Raw genomic sequence first — 16,466 nt, 5'->3', positions numbered from 1 at the left:
CGTGTTTACGTCCAGGGAAACCCTCTACACTTAAAGCAGGAGGACTTATGACCCTGTCTTTTACTGCTCACTGGCACGATGAATTACCCGGCTTTTACACCGCGCTTAAGCCAACGCCATTACAGAACGCGCGTCTTATCTGGCATAACGATGCATTAGCGGATTCGCTTGGCATCCCTTCGACGCTTTTTCAGCCAGAAAAAGGCGCCGGCGTCTGGGGCGGCGAAACGCTGCTCCCGGGCATGAAGCCGCTGGCTCAGGTCTACAGCGGACATCAGTTTGGCGTCTGGGCCGGACAGCTCGGCGATGGCCGCGGCATCCTGCTGGGTGAACAACTTCTGCCGAATGGCGAAACGCTCGACTGGCACCTGAAAGGGGCAGGGCTAACCCCGTACTCACGCATGGGGGATGGCCGCGCGGTGCTGCGTTCAACCATCCGTGAAGGTCTGGCTTCCGAGGCGATGCATGCCCTGGGGATCCCCACCTCACGCGCGCTGTCCATTGTCACCAGCGACACGCCGGTGGCCCGGGAAACGATGGAGCAGGGGGCGATGCTGATCCGCGTGGCGGAAAGCCATCTGCGTTTCGGTCATTTTGAACACTTCTACTATCGCCGCGAGCCGGATAAGGTCCGCCAGCTTGCCGATTACGCCCTTCGCCGTCACTGGCCGCACCTGCAAAACGAGCCGGACCGCTATGTTCTCTGGTTCCGTGATATTGTCGCGCGCACTGCCGCAATGATTGCCCGCTGGCAGGCCGTCGGCTTTGCCCACGGGGTGATGAATACCGACAACATGTCCCTGTTAGGGCTGACGTTTGACTACGGTCCGTACGGCTTCCTTGATGACTATCAGCCGGGTTACATCTGTAACCATTCGGACTATCAGGGGCGTTACCGTTTCGACAACCAGCCTGCGGTGGGGCTGTGGAACCTTCAGCGGCTTGCGCAAAGCCTGTCGCCGTTTATCGACGTCGATGCCCTGAACGATGCGCTGGACAGCTATCAGGAGATCCTGCTGCGGGAATATGGTGTGTTAATGCGCAACAAGCTGGGGCTGATGACGCAGGAAAAAGGCGATAACGCGCTGTTGAATGGGCTGTTTGCCATCATGGCGCGTGAAGGCAGCGACTATACCCGAACCTTCCGTATGCTGAGCCAGACCGCGCAGCAGAGCGCCGCGTCACCGCTGCGCGACGAGTTCATCGATCGTCAGGCGTTTGATGACTGGTTTGCCGTTTACCGGACGCGTTTACAGCAGGAACAGATTGATGACGATACCCGCCAGGCGCGGATGAAGGCGGTTAACCCGGCGATGGTGTTGCGCAACTGGCTGGCGCAGCGGGCCATTGAGCAGGCAGAGCAGGGGGATTATACCGAGCTGCATCGGCTGCATATCGCCCTGCGCACGCCGTTTGCCGACCGGGAGGATGACTATGTCAGCCGCCCGCCGGACTGGGGCAAGCGGCTGGAAGTGAGCTGCTCAAGCTAAGGGGCGAGAAAAACCTGCGGTGCGGCGTGCGCCGGATGTCTGCCGACGTGCACCTGCGCACCGTACCAGTGTGCCAGCGCGTCGGCCTGCAAAACCGTCTCCGGTATGCCCTGAGAAACAATCCTGCCGTTGTGTAACAGCAGGATCCGGTCCGACCATAATGCGGCAAGATTGAGATCGTGCAGCACCACGCAGGCGTGAAGATGGCCCTGACGGGTCAGCGATTTCAACAGGCGCAGCAGATGCTGCTGGTGGTAGAGATCCAGCGCTGAAGTGGGTTCGTCGAGAAACAGCCAGCCGCGCGGCGTTCCGTCACGCCACAGCTGCGCCAGCGCGCGGGCGAGCTGGACGCGCTGCTGCTCGCCGCCGGAGAGGGCATGATAACGCCTGCCGGCCAGCGGCAGGCAACCGGTCAGCTGCAACACCTCACGCACAATCGACGGTTCCGGGTGACGCGTCCAGGGCGCACGCCCCATTCCAACGATCTCCTCCACCTGCCAGTCAAATCCAGGCTGAGACTGCTGGCGCATCACCGCCCGATAGCGGGACAGCGTCTGCGGATGCCATTCATCCAGCGCTTTTCCCGCCAGCGAACAGCCGCCGCTGTCGGGTTTCAGGTAGCCGGTCAGCAGCCGCAGCAGCGTGGATTTCCCCGCGCCGTTGGGGCCGATCAATGTAACCAGCTCTCCCTGCGATAGTGACAGCGAAACGTTATCTGTCAGCGTGCGGCCAGACCGGGTAAAAGTAAGATTTTCAGCCGTATAACGTTCAGCCATGCTGTTCTCCACGACGAAAAATGAGCCATAAGAACCAGGGAGCGCCAAGGATACTGGTGAGCAGGCCGACCGGCATTTCTGCCGGAGCGACCAGGGTGCGCGCGACCGTATCCGCCACCAGCAGCAGTAAAGCGCCCGCGAGTACCGTGCCGGGGAGGGTTGCCCGGTGATCGGCGCCCAGCCACATGCGCATCAGGTGCGGCACCACGAGTCCGACAAAGCCAATCACGCCGCTGACGGCGACAGCCGCAGCGACCAGCAGGGCGCTGCATAACAGTAATATTCGCTGTACAAGGGCAACGTCCACGCCAAGGTAATGCGCTTCCTCTTCACCCAGTTGCAGTAAATTTAATGCGCTGGCACAACGCCAGATCGTCAGAACGGCAGGCACCATCAGCGAGGTCACGGCGAGCAGCGTTGACCACTGTGCCTGACCAAGACTTCCCATTCCCCAGAGTGAAAGCTGACGCAGCTGGGCGTCATTGCTGACCCACGAAAGCACACCCACTGCCGCACCGCACAGGGCATTGATGGCGATACCCACCAGCAACAGACGTGACAGAGAGGGGTCACGCCGCTTGCTGAGCAGGAAGATCACGCCAGTGGCTGCCAGCGCCCCAAGAAATGCCGCCAGCATAGGGGCGTAAAGCATCACCAGCGCGGGCAGCGAGAGCGGGAGCACCACCCACAGGGCGACGGCCAGCGCCGCACCGCTGCTGATCCCGAGCAGGCCCGGGTCGGCCAGTGGATTGCGGAACAGCCCCTGCATGACGCAGCCGGCGAGCGCCAGCGATCCGCCAATCACCAGCGCCAGCAGCACGCGGGGCAGACGGATGGTAAGCCAGATCTGGCGTAGCGTCTCATCGCTGCCGCTCCACAGCACGTTCACCGGCAGGCGTAACGCCCCAAAACCGGTGGCCATGAACGTCATGACGGTAAGCAACCCCGCCAGAATCCATAACGATAACGTGATGCGCCGGGACATCAGGGCAGTTGCTCCGCTCTGGCACGCAGCTGTTGTATGGCTTTCGGCGTGCGGACGCTGAAGCCCAGCAGGGCCATATCATCAATAGCCAGCATCTGCTTGCTTCGTCCCGCTGGCGTTTGCGCCAGACCGGGCAGTTTCCACAGATTTTCTTCGCCGCCCAGCGCGTTAAGACCGTCCTGCGAAATCACCACCAGATCTGGCTGGCTGGCCATCACCCCCTCCTGGGAAAGCGGCTGATAGCGGGTAAAGCCCTGCATGGCGTTCTGCAACCCGGCGGCGCGTATTGCCGCATCCGCGCCGGTCTGTTGCCCGGCCGCCATTGCGGTCATTCCGCCGTGGCTGAGGATAAACAGCACCCGCTTGTTGAGCGGTGTTGAGGGCAGTGCCGCCAGCGCCTGACGCAGCGAGTTGCGCAGGGTTTCCCCTTGCGCCTCATGATGCGTCGCCTGAGCTATCACTCGTACTTTTTCGTCAATCGCGCGCAGGACAGGCGTGCCGGGAACGGTAACCACCCGGACGTGGCTCTGTTCAACCTGTTTCAGCGCCAGAGAGGGCTGCGCCTGGTCGCTTGCCAGCACCAGCGTCGGGCGTACGGACAAAATCCCCTCCGCATTCAGCTGGCGAAGATACCCCACGTCAGGCAGCGCGTTTGTCGCCTGCGGCCACTGGCTGGTACTGTCGCGCGCAACCAGAGAAGACTCCGCGCCGAGGGCGTAGACGATCTCCGTCACGTCGCCGCCGAGGGCGACAATTCTCTCCGGCGCGGCGACGGCGACCAGCGGCAGGGCGCAGAGCAGGGCGAACCAGTGTTTCATGCGGCCAGCCCTTCTGGCGTCAGGGCGTCAATCTGGCGGCGCCACTGGCTCTGCTCAGGCTCGCCTTCGGTACGCTGCCCGTAGAGCTGGGCGATCTGAGTGCCGTCCGCAGCAAACAGCTCCAGGCTGGTAACGTGTCCGTCCGCCGTAGGCTTACGCGTTACCCACGTCTCGGCGATAGTCTCCTCCAGCAGATGCAGGGTAAAGGTTGGGTTGAAGATGTTCAGCCAGCCCTTCATGGGCGTCAGTTTTTCCACCACACCGGTGAAGATCTGCACGCAGCCGCGGTTGCCGACGAAGATCATGATTTCGTTTCCGTCCTGTCGCGCCGTCTCCAGCAGCTGTGCCAGCGCGCTGTTATCCACCTTACAGGCCAGATCGTCACTCACCAGACGAAACGCCTGCTGGCGGCTCAGGTTATGGCGCTTTAGTAAGCTAAAGAACTGATGCACATCGGTCATGGCGCGCCACTCTTTCTCCACCGAGCCTGCATCAGCACCGTCGGAATGCGCAGGGGCATCGACAGCCTTCAGTGCCAGAGTGGGGTTATCGGCAATGATAAAACGGGTCAGCACGTCGCCCCAGGCGGCAACGTCGGTGTGATCCGTGGTGTAGACCTTCAGTAAAGCGTCGCCCTGATGATCGAAGAACTGAATGCTCTGACGTTCGCCGCGGGAGGTCGTTTCACTTATGTGGAACGCGCTCGCCCACTGGTTGAGGAACAAACGCAGATCCAGCGCGCGCGGATTCAGCACCAGCCCGGCGTGGCCGCCGAGGTGCTGGTTAGTAAACGCCCCGACCTGTTCGTGAACGGCGTATTCGTTACGGCAGATGCATTTGGTTTCCCCCACCGACTCCAGCGCTGCCAGAATCTCACGGATTTCACCGCGCAGCCGCCAGGCGTCGTGTCCAACGCGCGCAAATGCCAGCTCTGCTTCGCTGATGTGCATTAATCCGGCGATATCACGGGCATACTTACCCGGATGTTCTTCTTTAAGCTCAAGCCAGCGTGTGTAGTGGCCCATAATCTTATCCTTCTGAATCGTTGCCCCGAAGGGAATTACCATTGATAACTGACGAAGATCTTGCCGTTGCGGCCATCCTGCGGGATGCCTTGTGGTGACCAGTAGGCTTTGTCGAAGGCGTTCCCCAGCACGAGGGTGGTGGTGATGCCTTTGAACTGCTGCTGACCTTTATAGCTGACGTAGAAATCATTCACTGCGTAGCCAGGCTGCTCGCTGTAGCTGCTGCTGATGTGCGTTGAACGTTCGACGAAGGTGCCGATCCAGCCCACGGAGAAGCCGCTTTGCGCCACGGGGATATCCAGCTTGCTGGTGACGGTGTCCGGGTTGATGCTGGAGATGTATTCGCCCGTGTCGGTATCTTTCCCGCGTGTGCGGTTGTAGGCCACGTCCAGGTTGAACAGACTGGTCGCGTAGGTCGCCATCATGTCCCAGCCCCAGATTTTGGCATTTGGTACGTTATAGGACATGGTGGTGGCCGCCGCAAAATCGACGGTAGTGGAGATGTAATCTTTCGCTTTGGTGTCGAAGTAGCTGGCTTTGAACTCCAGCGCGTCGTTGGCGAGCAGCAGATCGTCAAAACGTAGCCCAAAACCGAACTCCTGGGTTTCGTTAGTTTCCGGACGCAGGTTCGGGTTCGGCACCCAGTAGTTGGTGTAGAAGCTGCCGATAGAGAAGTGCTTCGAGTCGTTATACATCTCGCCCATCGTTGGCGCGCGGAAGGCCTGGGCGTAAGAGCCGAACAGCATCAGCCAGTCGGCTGGACTCACGGTTAACCCGGCGCGTGATGACCACTTATCCGCATCCACGTCGTCGTAACCGTCGCTGCTGCCGCGGTAGTTGTCGTAACGCGTCCCGCCGAGAAGCGTTACCGGCAGGTCGCGCAGGGTGATCTCATCCTGCAACCAGCCGGAGCTGAAGTCGATTTTCGCGTCCGGGAAGCCGGTGGTCGCGCCGCCAGGGTGTTGCTCCTGACGATAGTATTCCCCGCCGTAGGTCAGCAGGTGCGAGGCGAAGGAGTCGCTGAACAGGCGGGTGCGGTTTTCCACTTTGCCGCCTTTGGTAGTCTGCTTACGGAACTCGCCGCTGGCGTCGATGTTCTGGGCGTTGATCCGCGCTTCGGACCAGTAAATTTTCGCATCGGCGTTCAGCCAGTCGTTTCCGGCTGGCGCAATGCGGTAGCCAAGCTGGGCATCGCGCTGAATGGTGGAACGATCGGTCATCGGGTTACTGCTGCTGGCATCCGTGGTCTGCGGATTTTTCGGCTCCTGCGCGTCGTTGTTGTAGTAGCGCAGGGAGCCACTCAGCGTCTGCGCCGGATCGATTTTCCAGCTGCCTTTCGCCAGCATATTGTTGATGGATTCGTCGTTTGGCGCCCTCGCGCCGTCACTCTGGCGAATGTCGCCGCGATCGCGGCTGGACCAGGAGACCAGACCGTCCAGGGTATCGGTGCGGCCATAGGCGCTGGCACCCATCCCGATGCTGTGATCGCCCGTTGCACCGGTAGCAAATACGCGATAGCCGCTGTTTTTACCTGCATCCAGCAGATCGCTGGCGTCGACGGTGTCATACGAAATTACGCCGCCCAGCGCGCCGCTGCCGTACAGCAAGGCGGAAGGACCACGTACTACTTCAATACGTTTGATCAGCGCCGGATCGAGGAACGTGCTGTTCAGGTGTCCGGTATCAGTGCCCTGGCGCACGCCATCCACCAGTATCAGCACGCCACGGCGGTCATAGCCCCGGAGGTTAACGTCCTGACCGTTGGTGCGCCCGGTGCCGTCCAGCGTCAGACCGGGCACCTTGCGCAGCAGGTCGGCGGCGGAGCTGGCGGTCTGGTTTTCCGGCGCGGTGGCGTCAATCACGCTCACCATCATGGGGGCTTCAAAGGCGCTGCGGGCATTGCCGGTGGCGGTGACGGTGATCTCGTCTGCGGCGGCAAACGTAACGCCCGGCAGGGTGCTGACAATCGCCAGCGCCAGAAGAGACGGGCGTAAAGACGCGGATTGCAGGTGTGGCATAGCAACTCTCCATAAGAATTGAAAAGCGCTGGCTGCCTGGGGATCACCTGGGTGGCTGGCGAATGTGTTGTCTGGTTTATTTAGTCAGGATCAGTTTTCCGGCATTGGTCTGGCGCAGCAGGTAGTGCTGGCCGTCATGCTCGATAATGACCCGTCCCTCCTCACCCAACAGGCTTTTGCTGTCGATTCGGCGATCGGTGGGAGCAGGGGACGGCGCTGTGTGTGTTTTTGTTGGCGTTGCCGCGCTGTTATCGGTAGGTGACATAATGTTTATAAATAACAATCAATGTAACAATGATAATCATTATCAATAAACTGCAAATTCACGGCAAGCGTTTTTGTGAAAATTGTGTGACGGGATCAAATTTGGGGGAGAGGTGCGGTCTGATGCCCTCACCCCGACCCTCTCCCACGGGGAGAGGGAGAAGGGCACGTACCGTAGGCCGGGTAAGCGCAGCGTCACCCGGCAGGATTTTAAAAGCGCGTGTCCACGGCTGAAGCCAGCTTCTCCAGCAGCAGCTCGCTGTCTTCCCAGCTCAGGCACGGGTCGGTGATTGACTGGCCGTAGACCATTTGCTGTCCGGCGACGATCTTCTGCGTGCCTTCTTTGATAAAACTCTCCGCCATAATTCCTGCAATGGCGGTCGAGCCGCTGCGGATCTGCTGGCAAACTTCCTCGCAGACGTCCAGCTGGCGGCGGTGCTGTTTCTGACAGTTGCCGTGGCTGAAATCCACCACCAGATGCTCCGGCAGGTCAAATTCCGCCAGCGTTTCGCAGGCGGCGGCAATATCTTCTGCATGGTAATTCGGTTTTTTACCGCCACGCATAATGATATGTCCGAACGGGTTGCCGCTGGTCTGGTAGATGGTCATCTGGCCGTTTTTATCCGGGGAGAGGAACATATGGCTGGCGCGTGACGCGCGGATGGCATCTACGGCAATTCGGGTATTGCCGTCCGTTCCGTTTTTGAAGCCCACCGGACAGGAGAGCGCCGACGCCATTTCACGGTGGATCTGGCTTTCGGTGGTACGTGCGCCAATCGCGCCCCAGCTAATGAGGTCGGCAATAAACTGTCCGGTCACCATATCCAGAAATTCGGTGGCAGTTGGCACGCCCAGTTCGTTAACCTGTAACAGCAGCTTGCGCGCCAGCGTAATACCGTGATTCACCCGGTAGCTACCGTTCAGATCGGGATCGGAAATCAATCCTTTCCAGCCCACGACGGTACGGGGCTTTTCAAAGTAGGTACGCATCACGATCTCCAGGCGATCCTGATACGTGCCGCGCAGCGTCTGAAGGCGTTGTGCATAATCCATTGCCGCGTCGAGGTCGTGGATGGAGCAGGGGCCAATCACCACCAGAAGACGTTTGTCTTCACCATTGAGAATTTTTTCGATGCGGCGACGGGAGGCCGTCACATGGTCCGCCACCTCGGCGGAAACGGGATGCAGCCGGGCCAGTTCAGCCGGTGTGACCAGGCTATCAATGCGCGCGGTGCGCAGTTCGTCGGTTTTATTCATGGAATGTCTCAGAAATTTTTTGCTTCATCGGCAGACTACCGGGAAGTGATGGGCATCACCTTAAACCAATCCCTGCTGATTTCAAGTTCGGGGCACGTCGCCCCGAGGATGGCGTAATAATAACTGAAACCGGAATAATGTACTAGCATATTAGTACATGCGGCGATTCAGCCCCATGATATCGAGGATTTTGGTGGCAATTTCTTCTACTGAATAGTTGGTACTGTTCAGCCAGGGAATTTGATTTTTCCGGTACAGCGCTTCGACTTCGGAGACTTCCATTCGGCACTGGCGCATCGAGGCGTAGCGGCTGTTCTCGCGACGTTCTTCGCGGATCGCTGCCAGTCGTTCCGGGTTGATGGTCAGCCCAAACAGCTTATGCTGGAGCGGCTTGAGCGCGGCGGGCAGCACCAGGTTATCCATATCATCGGCAATAAAGGGGTAGTTGGCGGCGCGAATGCCAAACTGCATGGCCAGGTAAAGGCTGGTGGGGGTTTTACCGCAGCGCGACACGCCGAGCAAAATCACCTGCGCCTGGTCGAGATTGCGCAGGGAGATCCCGTCGTCGTGCGCCAGGGTGTAGTCAATGGCGGCAATACGCGCATCGTATTTGGTCAGGTTGCCGGGGTTCAACCCGTGGGTACGGTGGGCGATCGGCGTTGGGTCGAGCTTCAGCTCGCTTTGCAAGGGAGCAACCAGCGCCTGCACGATGTCCTGACAGAAGCCCTCGCTTTGCAAAATGATGTTGCGGATCTCAGGGATCACAATGGAATAGAACACCAGCGGACGAACGCCGGTCTGCTGGTAAATGGCGTCGATCTGGTCCTTGACCGCTTTGGCCCGGCTCTCATTTTCCACGAACGGCAACGTGATGCTGTTTATCGATACCGGAAACTGCGACATCACCGCGTGTCCCAGCACCTCGGCGGTTATCGCCGTCCCATCAGAAATATAAAAAACGTGGCGATCGACAGCATTATCCATTTTATCCACCCTGAATAGCGTACGTAATTGCCTGAAAGCATAAATTAAAAAAGTTAATTTCACAGCAAAGAACTTATCTGAATTTAAAATGAAATGGTGTTTTTGATTTTCCTGAAAAGTGGATTTCATTTTTCGAATAGCGGCTTTATTTCTATGATTTTTGCCGGAATCTATAGGAATCATCGGGTTAGCGAGTGCCGGGAAACTGTCCGAAAAGTTGAAAATTTAAATTGCTTACACGATTCACCGTTTTTTTAGCGGAAATAAATATGCCAGTATAAATACGTAGTCAGGTGTTTCTTACTCCGATCAAATATCACAAAAGGATTGTTTCGATGTCCAACAATGGCTCGTCACCGCTGGTGCTTTGGTATAACCAACTCGGCATGAATGATGTAGACAGAGTTGGGGGCAAAAATGCCTCCCTGGGTGAAATGATTACAAATCTGTCCGGTATGGGTGTCTCCGTACCTAACGGGTTTGCCACAACCGCCGATGCGTTTAACCTGTTTTTAGACCAGAGCGGTGTAAACCAGCGCATTTACGACCTGCTGGATAAAACGGATATTGATGATGTCACCGAGCTTGCCAAAGCCGGCGCGCAAATCCGCCAGTGGATTATCGACACACCTTTCCAGCCGGAACTGGAAAAAGCCATTCACGACGCGTACAACCAGCTCTCCGCTGACGACGCGCAGGCCTCCTTTGCCGTGCGCTCTTCCGCCACCGCGGAAGATATGCCGGACGCCTCTTTCGCCGGTCAGCAGGAAACGTTCCTGAACGTTCAGGGTTACGATGCGGTGCTGGTGGCGGTGAAGCACGTGTTTGCTTCCCTGTTTAATGACCGCGCCATCTCCTATCGCGTGCACCAGGGCTACGACCATCGCGGCGTCGCGCTTTCCGCCGGCGTGCAGCGCATGGTGCGCTCGGACGTAGGCTCTTCCGGCGTGATGTTCTCTATCGACACTGAATCCGGCTTCGACCAGGTGGTGTTTATCACCTCCGCATGGGGTCTGGGCGAGATGGTGGTGCAGGGGGCAGTGAACCCTGACGAATTCTACGTGCACAAGCCTACGCTGGCGGCTAACCGTCCGGCAGTGGTACGTCGCACCATGGGTTCGAAAAAAATTCGCATGATCTATGCTCCGACGCAAGAGCATGGCAAACAGGTCACCATTGAAGATGTGCCGCAGGAGCAGCGGGATCGCTTCTCACTGACCGACGCCGAAGTGGAAGAGCTGGCGAAGCAGGCGGTGCAGATTGAAAAACACTATGGCCGTCCAATGGACATCGAGTGGGCGAAAGACGGACACACCGGCAAGCTGTTTATCGTGCAGGCGCGTCCGGAAACCGTACGTTCACGCGGTCAGGTCATGGAGCGCTACACCCTGCACGCGCAGGGCAAAATTGTCGCGGAAGGCCGCGCAATTGGTCACCGCATCGGTGCCGGTCCGGTGAAAGTGATCCACGACATCAGCGAGATGAACCGCATTCAGCCTGGCGACGTGCTGGTGACCGATATGACCGACCCGGACTGGGAACCGATTATGAAAAAAGCGGCTGCCATCGTCACCAACCGCGGCGGCCGTACCTGTCACGCGGCTATTATCGCCCGTGAGCTGGGGATCCCGGCGGTAGTCGGCTGCGGTGATGCCACCGAGCGCATGAAGGACGACCAGAAGGTGACGGTCTCCTGTGCCGAAGGCGATACCGGCTACGTGTATGCCGATATCCTCGACTTCAGCGTGAAAAGCTCCAGCGTGGATACCATGCCGGACCTGCCGCTGAAGATCATGATGAACGTCGGCAACCCGGACCGCGCGTTTGACTTCGCCTGCCTGCCGAACGAAGGCGTGGGCCTGGCGCGTCTGGAATTTATTATTAACCGTATGATCGGGGTGCACCCGCGTGCGCTGCTGGAGTTCGACGACCAGGACGCAAAACTGCAAAACGAAATCCGCGAGATGATGAAGGGTTACGACTCGCCGAGAGAGTTCTATGTGGGTCGTCTGACGGAAGGGATCGCCACGCTCGGCGCGGCCTTCTACCCGAAACGCGTGATCGTGCGTCTGTCGGACTTTAAGTCCAACGAATACGCCAACCTGGTGGGCGGCGAACGCTACGAGCCGGAAGAAGAGAACCCGATGCTGGGCTTCCGCGGCGCCGGGCGCTACGTGTCGGAAAGCTTCCGCGACTGCTTCGCGCTGGAGTGCGAGGCGGTAAAACGCGTGCGCAACGACATGGGGCTGACCAACGTGGAAATCATGATCCCGTTCGTCCGTACCGTGGATCAGGCGAAGGCGGTGGTTGATGAGCTGGCGCGTCAGGGGCTGAAGCGCGGCGAGAACGGGCTGAAGATCATCATGATGTGTGAAATTCCGTCCAACGCCCTGCTGGCCGAGCAGTTCCTGGAGCACTTCGACGGCTTCTCCATTGGCTCGAATGACATGACGCAGCTGGCGCTCGGCCTGGACCGCGACTCCGGCGTCGTCTCTGAGCTGTTCGATGAGCGTAACGAGGCGGTGAAAGCGCTGCTCTCCATGGCCATCCGCGCGGCGAAGAAACAGGGGAAATATGTCGGGATTTGCGGCCAGGGTCCTTCTGACCATGAAGACTTTGCGGCCTGGCTGATGGATGAGGGGATTGATAGCCTCTCCCTGAACCCGGACACCGTGGTGCAGACCTGGCTGAGCCTGGCAGAGCTGAACAAGTAAAACCTGCACAACCTGAAAAAGGCGAGGATATCTGTCCTCGCCTTTTTTATTTTCCTGCGAATATGCTCACCATCACAAATAAAGCAAAAAAACCAAATATCATAATTTATCTGTTAATTTAGACAATTGTTAGCGGGCAGGGCGTTGCTAATACTTGAGCCTTACCGCGTACATCCGTCGGGATGATGCGCGACTGGTTGAAATACGTTTTAACCTGATAAAAAGGCAAATAACAATGACAATCTCCTCTGTATTACGTACCAAAGATAAAATAGGTTATGGCCTCGGCGATATGGCCAGCGCGCTGGTCTGGCAAACGGCAACGTTATTTCTCGCTTATTTCTATACGGACGTATTCGGTTTGCCTGCGGCCATTATGGGCACCATGTTTTTAGTGGTGCGCGTGGTCGATGCGTTTGTCGACCCGTGCATTGGCGCGCTGGTGGACCGCACTCAGACCCGCCACGGTCGTTTTCGTCCCTGGCTGCTCTGGTTTGCCATTCCGTTTGGCGTGAGCTGCCTGATTACCTTCTACGTACCTGATGCCGGGGCGACGGCGAAAATTGTCTATGCCTGCGTAACCTATGCCATCCTGAGTCTGATCTATTCCGCGATTAACGTCCCTTACTGTGCCATGCCTGGCGCGCTGACGCTCGACACGCGCGAACGCCACTCGCTGCAATCCTGGCGCTTTGGCCTGTCGTTTATCGGCGGGTTGATTGTAACCGTCATCGCGCTGCCGCTGGTCTCATTATTAGGCCAGGGGAATGTGCAAAAAGGCTATTTCTATGCCATGAGCCTGATGGGGCTGCTGGGTATTGTTTTATTCTTCTGCTGCTTCTTTATGACCCGGGAGCGTTACTCGCCGCGCAATGACACCTCCGGCTCGATGCTGACGGATTTAAAACTGCTGGCCGCCAATAGCCAGTGGCGAATTGTTTTTCTGTTTAATATTTTACTGTTAACCGCCGTCGTGACGCGTGGCTCTGCGACCATGTATTACGTTAACTATGTTCTGTTACGTCCGGAACTGGTTTTTGCCTTTATTGTTTCCGGCATGGTGGCCTCCTTAAGCGGCGCATTATTATCTGAACGCCTGCTGGGCAAATTTGACCGGGTGCGTGCCTATCAGTGGACCATTATTTCTTTCGTTATTTTTGGCGCGCTGATTTTCTTCATTCCGCCTTCACAGGTGTGGCTGATATTCGGTCTGAATATTGTGTTTAGTTTTATTCAGAACCTGACCACGCCGCTGCAATGGACCATGTTCTCCGATGTGGTGGACTACGAAGAACACCGTAGCGGCCGCCGCCTTGACGGGCTGGTCTTTTCTACCGCCCTGTTTGCCATCAAGTTTGGGCTGGCGCTGGGCGGGGCGGTGGTCGGTTGGGTGCTTGGCATGGTGGATTACGCGCCGGGTCAGGCAAACCAGGCGCCTCACGTTCTCGCAACCATCAATGCCCTGTTCACCCTGATCCCCTGCGCGCTGTTCCTCTGCATGGTGGCTCTCCTTGCCATCTACAAACTTAACAGCCGACTGGTGGACAGCATCGCCCGCGAGCTGGCCAGCAAACGCGATAGTCGAAACGATACGGGGCAGCTCAGCCCGGCAACCCAATCCGCACTACAGGAGTAAACCATGACTGCGATCTACAAGGACGCGGGACGTTCCGTACACGAGCGTGTCGCTGATTTACTGGCGCGTATGACGCCGGAAGAGAAATTTGCCCAGATGCACGCGTACTGGCTGATCCTTGATGAACACGGCAACCACCGCGAGCGCAGCGATCTGAGCGATGAATTCGCCGGCGTGAGTGAACAGGCGTCCCTCAGCGAAAGGCTGAAGCTGGGCGTCGGGCAGATCACCCGCCCGCTCGGCACGCACATTGTTGATGCAAAAACCGGCGTGCGTGCCGCCAACCGCCTGCAACGCATGATGATGGAGGAGACCCGGCTCGGCATTCCGGCGCTGTTTCATGAAGAGTGTCTGGTAGGGCTGCTGTGCAAAGATGCAACGCTGTTCCCGTCGTCGCTGAACTACGGTTCTACCTGGGACCCGGCGCTGGTGCAGCGGGCGGCGGAGCAGATTGGCAAAGAGGCCCGATCCGTCGGGTGCCAGCAGGGACTGGCCCCGGTGCTGGATGTCTCGCGCGATGTGCGCTGGGGACGGACGGAAGAGACCTTTGGGGAAGATCCGTGGCTGGTAGGGGTGATGGCGACGGCGTACGTGAAGGGGTTGCAGGGCGATAAGCGCGATCTGCTGGCGACCCTGAAACATTACGTCGGCCACTCCTTCAGCGAAGGGGCGCGCAATCATGCGCCGGTCCATCTCGGTTTCAGCGAGCTTAACGATACCTTCCTGCTGCCGTTTGAGATGGCGGTAAAGCTGGCCAACGCCGGTTCGGTGATGCCAGCCTATCACGACATTGATAATCAGCCAGGGCACAGCGACCATTTTCTGCTCACCACCGTGCTGCGTGAACAGTGGGGCTTCGACGGCATTATCGTGGCGGATTACGGCGGCGTCAGCCTGCTGCACCAGCACCACGGGATTTCTCACGATCCAGCGGAATCGGCGGCTCTGGCGTTTAACGCCGGGCTGGACGTGGAACTGCCGAAGGATGACTGCGCGCGTCATCTGGCTGAAGCGGTAGAGCGTGGGCTCATCTCAATGGCGAAAGTGGATGAGATTGTGGCGCGCGTGCTAAGTGAAAAATTCCGTCTCGGGCTGTTTGAAAAACCGTACGCCGACGAAGACGGTATCGATTTGCAGAATGAGGCGACCCGGCAGGTGGCGCGCGAGGTGGCAACAAAATCGATCACGCTGCTGGAAAATAACGGCATTTTGCCCCTCGGCGGAAAACCCCGTGTAGCGGTAGTGGGGCCGACGGCGGACGATCCACTGGCGTTACTGAGCGGCTACAGCTTCCCGGTTCACCTGATTATCAGCGATATGGTTGAAGAGACCTCGCAGGTGACTACCCCGCGCGCGGCGCTGGAACAGTACCTTGGCGCATCACAGATACGTTACGCCAAAGGGTGCCACATTATCGAAAAACGGATGGCGGGCGCACCGGTGTTCCCGGGCGACAGCGGCGGTAAGCCGATGCAGCAATCGCCGGTTTCACAACGCACGGATTTGATCCCCGACGCCGTGAGCGCGGCAAAAGAGAGTGACGTGGTGGTGGCCTGCGTGGGCGACCTCGCCGGGCTATTCCAGAGCGGCACCGTGGGGGAAGGTTCGGATACCGATTCGCTGGATCTGCCGGGCGTGCAGCAACAGCTGCTGGAGGCGCTGGTGGCAACTGGTAAGCCAGTGATTGTCGTCATGACGGGTGGGCGTCCTTATAACCTTCAGGGGCTGGAAGAGAAGGTGGCCGCGCTGATGATGGCCTGGGCGCCGGGGCAGGAAGGGGGCTGGGCGATTGCCGATGTCTTAACCGGCCGCGCGGAGCCGCAGGGCAGGCTGGTAGTGAGCGTGCCGAAAAACGCCGGGGCGATGCCGTACTACTATAACCACAAGCTGAAAAGCGGCGGCACGCCGTTTGCGTTCCATTTCGGCGCACTTTACCCGTTCGGTTACGGTCTCGGCTGGACGCAGTTTCGCTGGGGCGCGGCCCGCCTGACGGAAAGCCGCGTCCCGATCGACGGAGAGGTGGCGTTAAGCGTCGATATCACCAACACCGGCGAGCGCAGCGGCAGCGAAGTGGTACAGGTGTACGTACGCGATAAGGTCGCCACGCAGGTGCGTCCGCTTCAGGAGCTGAAAGCGTTCCAGCGCGTTACGCTTTCACCGGGAGAAACCGCCACGCTGACCTTTACCCTGCCGGTGGAGATGTTTAATTTCACCCGCCGGGACGGGAAGCGGATTGTCGAGCCAGGGGAATTTGAGCTACAGGTTGGCGCGTCCTCGGCGGGTATACGCGAGGTGGTGAACGTGCTGGTAACCGGGGAGACGCGGGAGCTGGCGGGGGAATGGCGTATGCTCAGCCGCTGTGACATTACACGGGCGTAAAAAGGATAAAAAAAAGCCCATCGTGGGAGATGGGCAAAGACTACACACAGCAATTCGTTGTTTCACTCAGGGGATTTCCATGCTTATAAATCAAGGTGTTGATTTATAACCGTGTCTTAA

Annotated in this window: 12 protein-coding genes and 1 other RNA gene; 4 read left to right on the top strand and 9 right to left on the bottom strand. The window is 58.4% G+C overall.

Annotation, left to right across the window (positions count from 1 at the left end):
* The first annotated feature begins 47 nt into the window (after positions 1-47).
* The gene (gene selO, locus O1722_RS13755; RefSeq protein ID WP_045907489.1) at positions 48-1,490 is read left to right on the top strand and encodes a protein adenylyltransferase SelO; all 1,443 of its coding nucleotides are present in this window, start codon (positions 48-50) and stop codon (positions 1,488-1,490) included.
* Here the strand turns inward: selO and O1722_RS13750 are convergent.
* From O1722_RS13750 to ppsR, 8 genes are all read right to left on the bottom strand, one after another.
* Complete coding sequence (locus tag O1722_RS13750; RefSeq protein ID WP_015570728.1) at positions 1,487-2,266, bottom strand: heme ABC transporter ATP-binding protein; 780 nt, start codon at positions 2,264-2,266, stop codon at positions 1,487-1,489. The two genes, selO and O1722_RS13750, sit on opposite strands and share 4 nt — an antisense overlap.
* Entirely contained in the window at positions 2,259-3,251 is a 993-nt protein-coding gene (locus O1722_RS13745) for a FecCD family ABC transporter permease (protein ID WP_033487138.1), read from the bottom strand. Before O1722_RS13745 ends, O1722_RS13750 begins: the two co-directional genes overlap by 8 nt.
* On the bottom strand, positions 3,251-4,069 hold the full coding sequence (locus tag O1722_RS13740; RefSeq protein ID WP_033487137.1) for a heme/hemin ABC transporter substrate-binding protein: 819 nt from the start codon (positions 4,067-4,069) through the stop codon (positions 3,251-3,253). Before O1722_RS13740 ends, O1722_RS13745 begins: the two co-directional genes overlap by 1 nt.
* Positions 4,066-5,094, bottom strand: a complete 1,029-nt coding sequence (chuS, locus tag O1722_RS13735) for a hematinate-forming heme oxygenase ChuS (RefSeq protein WP_023296351.1) — start codon at positions 5,092-5,094, stop codon at positions 4,066-4,068. Before chuS ends, O1722_RS13740 begins: the two co-directional genes overlap by 4 nt.
* Before the next feature lie 35 nt (positions 5,095-5,129).
* Positions 5,130-7,112, bottom strand: coding sequence for a TonB-dependent hemoglobin/transferrin/lactoferrin family receptor (locus tag O1722_RS13730; RefSeq protein WP_017693583.1), 1,983 nt, complete (start codon positions 7,110-7,112; stop codon positions 5,130-5,132).
* 76 nt (positions 7,113-7,188) lie between these two features.
* Complete coding sequence (gene hemP, locus O1722_RS13725) at positions 7,189-7,377, bottom strand: hemin uptake protein HemP (RefSeq protein ID WP_015570723.1); 189 nt, start codon at positions 7,375-7,377, stop codon at positions 7,189-7,191.
* Positions 7,378-7,586: 209 nt separating this feature from the next.
* On the bottom strand, positions 7,587-8,633 hold the full coding sequence (gene aroH, locus O1722_RS13720; protein ID WP_015570722.1) for a 3-deoxy-7-phosphoheptulonate synthase AroH: 1,047 nt from the start codon (positions 8,631-8,633) through the stop codon (positions 7,587-7,589).
* A gap of 150 nt (positions 8,634-8,783) precedes the next feature.
* On the bottom strand, positions 8,784-9,617 hold the full coding sequence (gene ppsR, locus O1722_RS13715) for a posphoenolpyruvate synthetase regulatory kinase/phosphorylase PpsR (RefSeq protein ID WP_017384644.1): 834 nt from the start codon (positions 9,615-9,617) through the stop codon (positions 8,784-8,786).
* A 335-nt stretch (positions 9,618-9,952) separates the two neighbouring features.
* Here ppsR and ppsA point away from each other — a divergent pair, with 335 nt between their 5' ends.
* The 3 genes from ppsA to O1722_RS13700 all read left to right on the top strand — a co-directional run bounded on the left by ppsA (position 9,953) and on the right by O1722_RS13700 (position 16,346).
* A complete protein-coding gene (gene ppsA / locus O1722_RS13710) occupies positions 9,953-12,331 on the top strand; it encodes a phosphoenolpyruvate synthase (RefSeq protein ID WP_017384643.1) in 2,379 nt (792 codons plus the stop codon).
* A 235-nt stretch (positions 12,332-12,566) separates the two neighbouring features.
* Positions 12,567-13,967: an MFS transporter gene (locus O1722_RS13705; RefSeq protein WP_479954328.1), complete on the top strand. Its 1,401-nt coding sequence runs from the start codon at positions 12,567-12,569 to the stop codon at positions 13,965-13,967.
* A gap of 3 nt (positions 13,968-13,970) precedes the next feature.
* Positions 13,971-16,346 (top strand): glycoside hydrolase family 3 N-terminal domain-containing protein, encoded by a 2,376-nt coding sequence (locus O1722_RS13700; RefSeq protein ID WP_033487135.1) that lies wholly within the window; start codon positions 13,971-13,973, stop codon positions 16,344-16,346.
* A 5-nt stretch (positions 16,347-16,351) separates the two neighbouring features.
* Here the strand turns inward: O1722_RS13700 and rprA are convergent.
* An RNA gene (rprA, locus tag O1722_RS13695) (antisense sRNA RprA) lies at positions 16,352-16,459 on the bottom strand.
* Positions 16,460-16,466: the final 7 nt, after the last annotated feature.

This window comes from Enterobacter cloacae complex sp. HYC003_NIDB, from assembly GCF_056673375.1.
Note: the sequence above shows the minus strand (reverse complement) of the source record. Positions and strands in the feature narration are given on the sequence as shown.

Excerpts from the sequence above, each read along its gene's own strand:
- selO (WP_045907489.1), top strand. The coding sequence starts at position 48 with ATGACCCTGTCTTTTACTGCTCACTGGCACGATGAATTACCCGGCTTT.
- O1722_RS13750 (WP_015570728.1), bottom strand. The coding sequence starts at position 2,266 with ATGGCTGAACGTTATACGGCTGAAAATCTTACTTTTACCCGGTCTGGC.
- O1722_RS13745 (WP_033487138.1), bottom strand. The coding sequence starts at position 3,251 with ATGTCCCGGCGCATCACGTTATCGTTATGGATTCTGGCGGGGTTGCTT.
- O1722_RS13740 (WP_033487137.1), bottom strand. The coding sequence starts at position 4,069 with ATGAAACACTGGTTCGCCCTGCTCTGCGCCCTGCCGCTGGTCGCCGTC.
- chuS (WP_023296351.1), bottom strand. The coding sequence starts at position 5,094 with ATGGGCCACTACACACGCTGGCTTGAGCTTAAAGAAGAACATCCGGGT.
- O1722_RS13730 (WP_017693583.1), bottom strand. The coding sequence starts at position 7,112 with ATGCCACACCTGCAATCCGCGTCTTTACGCCCGTCTCTTCTGGCGCTG.
- hemP (WP_015570723.1), bottom strand. The coding sequence starts at position 7,377 with ATGTCACCTACCGATAACAGCGCGGCAACGCCAACAAAAACACACACA.
- aroH (WP_015570722.1), bottom strand. The coding sequence starts at position 8,633 with ATGAATAAAACCGACGAACTGCGCACCGCGCGCATTGATAGCCTGGTC.
- ppsR (WP_017384644.1), bottom strand. The coding sequence starts at position 9,617 with ATGGATAATGCTGTCGATCGCCACGTTTTTTATATTTCTGATGGGACG.
- ppsA (WP_017384643.1), top strand. The coding sequence starts at position 9,953 with ATGTCCAACAATGGCTCGTCACCGCTGGTGCTTTGGTATAACCAACTC.
- O1722_RS13705 (WP_479954328.1), top strand. The coding sequence starts at position 12,567 with ATGACAATCTCCTCTGTATTACGTACCAAAGATAAAATAGGTTATGGC.
- O1722_RS13700 (WP_033487135.1), top strand. The coding sequence starts at position 13,971 with ATGACTGCGATCTACAAGGACGCGGGACGTTCCGTACACGAGCGTGTC.